Annotated in this window: 5 protein-coding genes and 1 pseudogene; 1 reads left to right on the top strand and 5 read right to left on the bottom strand. The window is 68.5% G+C overall.

The features are described 5' to 3' along the window. Positions 1–108: 108 nt before the first annotated feature. The 4 genes from ABZS51_RS42030 to ABZS51_RS42015 form a co-directional block, all read right to left on the bottom strand. Entirely contained in the window at positions 109–990 is an 882-nt protein-coding gene (locus ABZS51_RS42030) for a hypothetical protein (protein ID WP_355453751.1), read from the bottom strand. Positions 991–1,097: 107 nt separating this feature from the next. Next, positions 1,098–2,156: a CU044_5270 family protein gene (locus ABZS51_RS42025; RefSeq protein ID WP_355453748.1), complete on the bottom strand. Its 1,059-nt coding sequence runs from the start codon at positions 2,154–2,156 to the stop codon at positions 1,098–1,100. Next, a complete protein-coding gene (locus tag ABZS51_RS42020; protein WP_355453745.1) occupies positions 2,156–2,740 on the bottom strand; it encodes an RNA polymerase sigma factor in 585 nt (194 codons plus the stop codon). Before ABZS51_RS42020 ends, ABZS51_RS42025 begins: the two co-directional genes overlap by 1 nt. A 611-nt stretch (positions 2,741–3,351) precedes the next feature. Further along, a complete protein-coding gene (locus ABZS51_RS42015; protein ID WP_355453742.1) occupies positions 3,352–3,876 on the bottom strand; it encodes a helix-turn-helix transcriptional regulator in 525 nt (174 codons plus the stop codon). 92 nt (positions 3,877–3,968) lie between these two features. Here ABZS51_RS42015 and ABZS51_RS42010 point away from each other — a divergent pair, with 92 nt between their 5' ends. Further along, positions 3,969–5,234, top strand: coding sequence for a serine hydrolase (locus ABZS51_RS42010; RefSeq protein ID WP_355453740.1), 1,266 nt, complete (start codon positions 3,969–3,971; stop codon positions 5,232–5,234). Between the two features lie 1,106 nt (positions 5,235–6,340). On the opposite strand, the pseudogene ABZS51_RS42005 reads toward ABZS51_RS42010, so the two are convergent. After that, positions 6,341–6,555 (bottom strand): annotated as a pseudogene (locus tag ABZS51_RS42005) (hypothetical protein); the annotation flags it as partial.

Below are 6,555 nucleotides of genomic sequence, written 5' to 3'. Positions count from 1 at the left end.
CCCGGCTGCATCCTGGTCAACGGCAAGGGCGAGCGCTTCGTCAACGAGGGAGCGCCGTACAGCGACGTCGTGCACATCATGTACGACCGCGACCCCGGGAGCGCTGCGTCAGACGAGCTTGAGGTAGATCCGGGACGGGATCGCCTGGGCCGCGCCCTCCCGGCCGAACTCCTGGTAGACCCGCGACGTGATCTCCCTGGCCTTGGGGGAGTAGGCGGGGTAGAAGTCCTTGCCGCACTCCAGGTCCTTCAGCGCCGCCTTGATCTCCTCGTCCAGGTACGGCCTGGCCTGCGCGGGCTTCAGGTTCGGCCGGAAGATGACGGTCTTGCCCTTGGGCGCCTTGGGCAGTTCGCCCTTCCACGCCTTCTTGGCGACGTCCGAAGCCTGCCGCACGATCTTCGTGTGGCTCAGACCGTCCAGCGCGGTCGGCTCGCTCTGGCTGACGCCCAGGCACGCGGCGAACCGCTTGCTCAGCTGGACGAGCTGCTTGTCCTGGTCGAGGACGCTCAACGACTTGCGCACCGCCGCTTCGAGCTGGTCGTGGTAGTCCTCCTGGGAGGTGACGGTCTTGCCCAGCACCTCCTTGACCGCCTGGGAGAAGCAGGACTCGTCGGCGGCGCGCCACTTCTTCAGCTCACCGGCCGAGAGCGACATCAGCATCTTGTTGTTGGGGTTCTCGTGCCGAACGGGGTTGGCGACCTCGTCCTTCGGATAGACGTTCGCCGACCAGACGCCGAAGCCGTACTTGGCCCGGTAGGCCCGCAGCGCCTCCAGGTCACCGGCGAGCCGCTCCTGCTCCCCGGGCTGCCACGTGTACCGAGGCTCCGGCGAGGCCGCGTAGTCCAGGCCCCGCTCCGTCATGCAGGCGACGCGCTTGGCCTCCAGTCGCGTCTGCTTCTCGTACGCGGCGACGTCCCCGGACGGCGGCGAGGTGAGGCCGCCGAACGAGCCGGCGAGCAGGGTGGCCGCGATCGCCTTGGCGATGAACATGGAGGGTCTCCTTCTTCTTTTTCTTCTTTGAGGGCATGCCGGATCGATGTGAGGGCATGCGAAACAGAACTCACGGCCGGAAAGGCCGGATCAGGTGGGGAGAAGTCTCAGCAGGGGATCTTCATGCGGGACGCATTCGGTGAGACCTCGGGCAAGCTGAGGGCGAGATCGACGGTGAGCACGGCGGTGCCGGTCACCGCGTCCTTCTTCTCGGTGTACTCGCCGCCGGAGGACGGTTTCACCTGGCGGTCCCTGGTGTTCACCGTGCGCTCGCCCAGGTAGCGGTAGGTCTTCCGATCGAAGATCAGCTCGGACCGGGTGCCGTTGCCCTCGTCCATGGCGACGGCCAGGCCGGGGCGGCCGGCGGCGTCCACGGCGTCGCTGATGAGCACGATGCCATCCAGCCCAGCGGCGACCTGGTACAGCGCGGCGCCCAGGCTGGGCCTCACCACGGACTCGCGGACCAGGCTCTGGAGGGAGCGCCAGATACGCAGCGGCTCCTCGCCCGCCTCGGCCACGATCTTCGCGCGTACCTGGGCGGGATCCGTCGGCCAAGCGCCCAGCCGCGCGTAGGCCGGCTGGCCAGGACAGGCCCCTGACTCGGACACGATGTCCTCGACGCCGCGGTCCCAGTATTTGCGGGGCGCCGGTCCCGTGGCCGACAGGTTCCGGCTGCGGCTCAGCCAGGGCTTGCCCACGTCGGCGGCCTCCCAGCGCTCCTGGCTGACCAGCACCTTGGTGTAGAGCGTCCGGCCCGACCCGTCCTTGGTGTACAGGCTGTGCTGGGCCAGCGTCTTGGTGTGAACGTACTGGCCGCGAGCCGGCACCGTGTCGGGCCGGCCGGCGGCGGCCCGGGCGGCCAGGGTGAGCAGCGCCTTGGCGTCGGCCGGAGGGGCTGCGATCAGGTACCCGGGGGTACGCGGGTCGACGCCACCCAGGCTCACCTGACTGACGATGATGCCACCGGTGAGCATCACCACCATGGCGCCGACCAGGGCGACGCGCCGGATCGGCAGCGCGGTGGGCCACCCGCGGCGCGGACGGCCCAACCGTGACGCCGATGCCTCCCGGGTCACGTGGACGAGGCGGTCACGCCCCTTGGCCGCCGCCTCCGCCGTGGGCTCGGGCTCCGCGAACACGGCCTCGATCAGCTTCAGCTCGTCCATCACCACTCCCCGATCGGGTTGACGTCGCCAAGGGCCTTACGCAGCTTCTTGCGCGCCCTGTTGATCCGGGACCCGACGGTCCCCACCGGTATATCCAGAGCAGTGGCGATCTCCTCGTAGCCCAGCCCGCCGAACACGAGCAGGAACACCACGTCGCGATCGCCCTTCGCCAGGCCCTTCAGCCCCCGTACGAGCTCCGGCCGACTGGACTGCGCCGCGAGCCGCGCGGTCACCCGATCCTCGTGCCCGACGACGGAGTCCTCAGCCGCCACCTTGCTGAGCGCGTTCAGGCGGCGGCCCTCCGCGCGGCGGTGCCGCGCCACGACGTTCGTGGCGATGCCGAATAACCACGACCGCACAGTGCCCCGCCGCGGGTCGAAGCCGCGCCTGCCGTTGAACGCGAGCAGGAAGGCGTCAGCGACCAGATCCTCGGCCTGCTCGCTGCCAAGCCGGGCGGCCAGATAACGGTAGACCTCCGTGAAGTACCGGTCGTACAGGAGGGCGAACAGCTCAGGACTGTCCAGCGACCGCCCGACCACGGTGACGTCTTCCATCACATCGCTGTCGTCAGGTGGTGCAGTCATGGCGTCCTTCCGAAGGCAACTGTCGCCCAGTGTTCGCCGCTCGGCAGGTTTTCTTCACACCAGTTTCCAGCCGGGCACGGCCCGCCTGCCGTCCGGTGAGCGCGGGCTCAGACGCAGTGTCTCGGCTTCAGGGATGTGAACCAGGCCGGGAGCATGTTGGTGATCCGCGCACGGGTTATGGATCAGAGTGCACGCCCTCGCCCCCGGCACGAGTTCCTGGCCGCCCAGGGGGGTGCACTTCCTCCGTGTGGAGGTCCACGCCTCCCCGATGACCATCCTCCGTGAGTTCGTGAATTCTGAAGGGTCTTCGAGCGCAAAACCGAAGAGTGAAGACCAACGGAGGGCGTTTCGAGGGCTTGGGTTCAGAAGGTGTCTTCGAACCCGAGAGTGCGCCCGTTGCGAAAGGCGGAATACAACCAGTAACTACGTTCTGATACTGACGGTGCGCGCAGTTGGCGGCAACTTGACGCAGGTCATCGCCGCTGGGTGTCGGCGTACAGGCAGACGTGCACAGGCTGTACACGTAGACGTGCAAGGGGGGGACCGGCTGAGCGCCCGTTGCGGTAGGGCTCGGCCACCCGCTCAGAGATGATGTGGGCCACGGCTCGCCGTCACTGGTCGAGTAGGTGCTGGATGTCCTCCAGGAGTTTCGCGTCAGCGGCCAGATGCGCATCGGCGTTGTCGAATAGCGCGTCGGCCAGCGGCGACAGGCCGGCCTTCGCTTCCCGCCCCGCGGCGATCTCCACCCGCCGGCCCTCCAGCGCCCGGGAGGACGCCGCCACCAACTCCCACGCTTCGCCTGAATCCAGCAACGCGTGCCAGCGCAGCGCCAGCGCGAAGTCGGACCTGGTGGAGTGCGGGGGTGCGGACAGCGCCTTACGCAGCAGGTCGCGTAGCGTGTGCCGGCCCTCGGGCGTGATCGCGTACACGCGGCGCAGCCGATCGCCGGTGCGCTCCTCCGAATGCGTCTCAGCCAGCCCCTCGGCCTCCAGTTTGGCCAGGGCGTGATAGACGGATCCCGGCTTCACGTCGGTCCACTGCTCCAGCGCCCCGGCCGTGACGAGCTGATTGATCTCGTATCCGTGCCGTGGCCCCTCATTGAGCAGCCCCAGGACGAGCAATCGGGTCGACGACACTCGAACACCTCCACGCGATAGTCAAGCTTGACTATATCAGCAGCCTCGTGCTCTGATAGTCAAAGTTGAATAATCAAAATGGAGGCACACGAATGTTTTTCCTCTCGCGGCGAATGGACGCGCTCGTCCGCGCGTACACGCAGCTCGGCAGGTTCAGCGGCGCTGTGCTGGTCGCCCGCCAGGGCCGGCGGCTCTTCGCCAAGGGGTACGGCCACGCCGACCACGAGCACGCCGTGCCCAACACGCCGCACACGGTGTTCAGGATCGGCTCCCAGACCAAGACCTTCACCGCGATCGCGATCCTGCAACTCCAGGAGCAGGGCAGGCTCCGCGTCACCGACCCGATCGGCCACCACCTGCCCGGCTACCCGCACGGCGATGCGATCACGCTGCACCACCTGCTAACCAACACCTCAGGCATCCCCGATTACGTCACGACCGAGGGCTTCACCCGCATCATGGGAACACCGCGCACGAGAGCGGCGCTCATCGCCGACTTCAAGGACCGGCCCCTGCTGTTCGAGCCAGGCGCGCGGATGAGCTACAGCAACTCCGGATGGGCCCTGCTCGGCGAGGTGATCGAGCAGTCGTCCGGCCTGACCTACGGCGAGTACGTCCGCAGGCACATCTTCGCCCCACTGGCCATGGAGCACAGCGGCCTGACCGACGATCCCGCCGAAGGACACGCTTTCGGCTATATGGCGAGCGACGGCCGCCTCACCCGCACCCCGTACCTGCACAACTCCAACCAGGACGCCGCAGGGGCCCTGCACTCAACAGTCGAGGACCTGCACCGCTGGAACCGCGGCCTGCCCCGCCTGCTGCGCCAAGAATCGCTCGCGGATCTGGTCAAGCCGCACGCCGCAGCCGATGGGATCGGCTACGGCTACGGCTGTGCGGTACGCGGCGACCGCGTCGAAAGCTCGGGCGGCACCATCGGCTTCGTCAGCGTCTCAGCGCACTACCGTCGCGACGACCTCTTCGTGACCGTGCTGTCCAACATCGAGAACGCCGCGTTCACCGAGATCGAGGCCGCGCTGGCGGCCATCGCCCGCGGCAAGCCGTACGAGCTACCCAGCCGCCGGGTCTTCGTCACCGTCGACCCTGTCGTCCTCGACCGGTACGCCGGCCGTTACACGATGCGGCATATGGGCCGCACGTCCACGATGGACGTCACGCGCGACGGCGACCGGCTGATGGTGGAGGTACACGGGCTGGCCAGGACCGAACTGCGGCCCATGTCCGAGACCCGTTTCTTCGCCAGGATGAAAGGTGAGGTCGAGTTGGATTTCCTGACGACCGGCGAGGTCGCGCTGAACTGGGCGGGCCACGACGTCACCGCCCACCCGGCCGCCTGATCTTCTCCACCTGGCAGGCATGTGCCTTCCTCCAGCAAGCGGACGACTGCCATAACGGTCGGCGTGTGTATCGCCGGTGGCATGGCAACGACCAGGTGAGCTTTCGCCGCGTCACCGCAGGACGAGGCTGGTTTCTACCATCTGCAGTCGGATCACTCGACCCGAAATCATGCCTCCTGCCGGGTCGCCGTCAAGTGCGGTTTCTTGCTGGAGGGCACCAAGCGCAGCGATGCCGTGCACTCCGACGGTCGGTCGGGGTAGCCCCCGCCGCCCCCGCCGGCTCGCCCTGCCGTACGGGCAAGGGCAAGGTGGCCGTCCAGTACCACACCGCCCGCTTCCGGCTCGTGCCCTCGCTCGCCAAGGCGCTCAACGTCCCCACCCCGGCCATCCGAGCGCCGGGCATGGCCTGGCTCCGACTGCCCCGCCCCGCCGTGGCCGACGCCGAGCCGACCGGGCACGCGCGGATCGGCTGCATCCGCGACCGCACCCTGGAAGGCCACGAGTCCGCCCGCGCCCGCGGCAAGGCCATCGGCGGCGCCGCCGTCACTGACGAGCACATGCTCTCCATGGCTCTCCACCTGCGCGCCCAGAACCTCAGCCTGCGCGACATCGCCGCCCGGCTCGTCATCACCAGCGGCGCGAAAAAGGGCCGTCACCCTCGGCCGCGACCGTCCTGCGCATGCTCCGCGACCACGATCAGCAGACCGCGATCTGACCGGCCGGACCCGTCAAGGCCCGGGAAGCGCCGCGCCGGCTCCAGAGTCCGCAACTGCTCGCGTTGGCGCCCAATTGCTCCAGCACGATCGCAGTCACATGCCCACGTCTGTCACCGGCCGCCACTCGGGCTCGCCTCTGCCGTTCCGCCGCCACCATCACCACGCGCCATGCCGCAGATCGTCCAGACCGGCTCCAGCCGTCCGCCGTACCTTCGCCATCGAGACCCGGGCTGCCTTCTGCACCATGATCATTATCAGCGCTGACCATCTGTGCGATGGAACGGAATCCGGCGTTGACCACGTCCGGAAGACAGCAACGGCAGGGGTTGACTGACCGGGGAGAACTCGCTAACGCCGGATTCCGTTCCCAATCTCTCTGACCGCCGAAGCTCACCCGGTCTCAGGCTGATGCGCCGGAGGCCGGGTGTGCGGCTGTTCGGTGTGGATGACCGGTAGCAGCGCGGGGCGCTTGGCCGTGCGGCCGTCGCCGGAGGAGCGGCCGCGCAGGCGCCGATGGATCCAGGGCGCCGCGAACCCCGTCACCCAGCGCAGCTCGGCGCCCGCCGCCCGCCACGGCGCGGGCCGGGGGAGCGCGGGCAGAGGAG

It is taken from the genome of Nonomuraea sp. NPDC005501 (genome assembly GCF_040605905.1).
Lineage (GTDB): Bacteria > Actinomycetota > Actinomycetes > Streptosporangiales > Streptosporangiaceae > Nonomuraea.
The sequence above is the reverse complement of the archived record's forward strand: the minus strand, read 5'-3'. Positions and strand labels throughout refer to the sequence as shown.

Bases quoted from the DNA above. Each gene is read 5' to 3' on its own strand.
- ABZS51_RS42030 (WP_355453751.1), bottom strand. From the start codon at position 990: ATGTTCATCGCCAAGGCGATCGCGGCCACCCTGCTCGCCGGCTCGTTC.
- ABZS51_RS42025 (WP_355453748.1), bottom strand. From the start codon at position 2,156: ATGGACGAGCTGAAGCTGATCGAGGCCGTGTTCGCGGAGCCCGAGCCC.
- ABZS51_RS42020 (WP_355453745.1), bottom strand. From the start codon at position 2,740: ATGACTGCACCACCTGACGACAGCGATGTGATGGAAGACGTCACCGTG.
- ABZS51_RS42010 (WP_355453740.1), top strand. From the start codon at position 3,969: ATGTTTTTCCTCTCGCGGCGAATGGACGCGCTCGTCCGCGCGTACACG.